The sequence below is a fragment of the Limnohabitans planktonicus II-D5 genome, from assembly GCF_001270065.2.
Taxonomy (GTDB): Bacteria; Pseudomonadota; Gammaproteobacteria; order Burkholderiales; family Burkholderiaceae_C; genus Limnohabitans_A; species Limnohabitans_A planktonicus.
In genome coordinates this window covers 1-1443 of sequence record NZ_LFYT02000087.1, presented here as the reverse complement: position 1 = coordinate 1443, position 1443 = coordinate 1, and the positions used below count along the sequence as shown (strand labels likewise).

The 1443-nt window shown below is 62.6% G+C and carries 1 protein-coding gene; it reads right to left on the bottom strand.

Features of this window, described 5'->3' with window-relative positions; genetic code table 11:
• On the bottom strand, window positions 1-1443 hold a 1443-nt coding region (locus H663_RS41845; protein WP_165803984.1), incomplete at both ends, for a hypothetical protein.

Sequence of the window (1443 nt, the reverse complement as noted above, 5' to 3'; positions counted from 1 at the left end):
CGATGCCCATCGCAGACAAGGCGTCTGCCTTGTTGGCAATGCCTGCCACGTCTCGAGGCTGCGGCGGTTCAAGGTCACGCTCAGGGCTGCGTCTTCACGCTCGCTCAGCACCCGGTCGCCGTTGAGGTCGCCAAACAAGGTGGGCAGCTCAAAGTTGATGCCGCCTGTGCCGCTGGCAGACAAGGCACCTGCACCCAGGTCCACGTTGATCTGATCGCCGCCTGTCACCATGATGGCGTCCACGCCCAGCTTGTTCAGGTCTTTGAGGCTGTTGCTCAGGTGCGTGCCCGATGCGGCTGTGTCCACGTTCAGCGTGATGGTGTCGCCCGCTGCAAAGTCCAGTCCAGCATGGATCAAGGCGTTGGCCTCGACCTGATCGATGCTCACTGACACGTTGTTGCTGCCGCCCAGGTCGATGTGGTCGATGCCCATCGCAGACAAGGCGTCTGCCTTGTTGGCAATGCCTGCCACGTCTGAGGCAGCGGCGTTCAAGGTCACGCTCAGGGCCGCGTCTTCGCGCTCGCTCAGCAAGCGGTCGCCGTTGAGGTCGCCAAACAAGGTGGGCAGCTCGAAGTTGATGCCGCCTGTGCCGCTGGCAGACAAGGCCCCTGCGCCCAGGTCCACGTTGATCTGGTCGCCGCCGCTGACCAGGATCGCGTCCACGCCCAGCTTGTTCAGGTCTTTGAGGCTGTTGCTCAGGTGCGTGCCCGAGGCGGCTGTGTCCACGTTCAGCGTGATGGTGTCACCCGCTGCAAAGTCCAGTCCAGCATGGATCAAGGCGTTGGCCTCGACCTGATCGATGCTCACTGACACGTTGTTGCTGCCGCCCAGGTCGATGTGGTCGATGCCCATCGCAGACAAGGCGTCTGCCTTGTTGGCAATGCCTGCCACGTCTGAGGCTGCGGCGTTCAAGGTCACGCTCAGGGCTGCGTTTTCACGCTCGCTCAGCACGCGGTCGCCGTTGAGGTCGCCAAACAAGGTGGGCAGCTCGAAGTTGATGCCGCCTGTGCCGTTGGCAGACAAGGCCCCTGCGCCCAGGTCCACGTTGATCTGGTCGCCACCTGTCACCATGATGGCGTCCACGCCCAGCTTGTTCAGGTCTTTGAGGCTGTTGCTCAGGTGCGTGCCCGAGGCAGCTGTGTCCACGTTCAGCGTGATGGTGTCGCCCGCTGCAAAGTCCAGTCCAGCATGGATCAAGGCGTTGGCCTCGACCTGATCGATGCTCACTGACACGTTGTTGCTGCCGCCCAGGTCGATGTGGTCAATGCCCATCGCAGACAAGGCGTCTGCCTTGTTGGCAATGCCTGCCACGTCTGAGGCTGCGGCGTTCAAGGTCACGCTCAGGGCTGCGTCTTCACGCTCGCTCAGCACGCGGTCGCCGTTGAGGTCGCCAAACAAGGTGGGCAGCTCGAAGTTGATGCCGCCTGTGCCGCTGGCAGACAA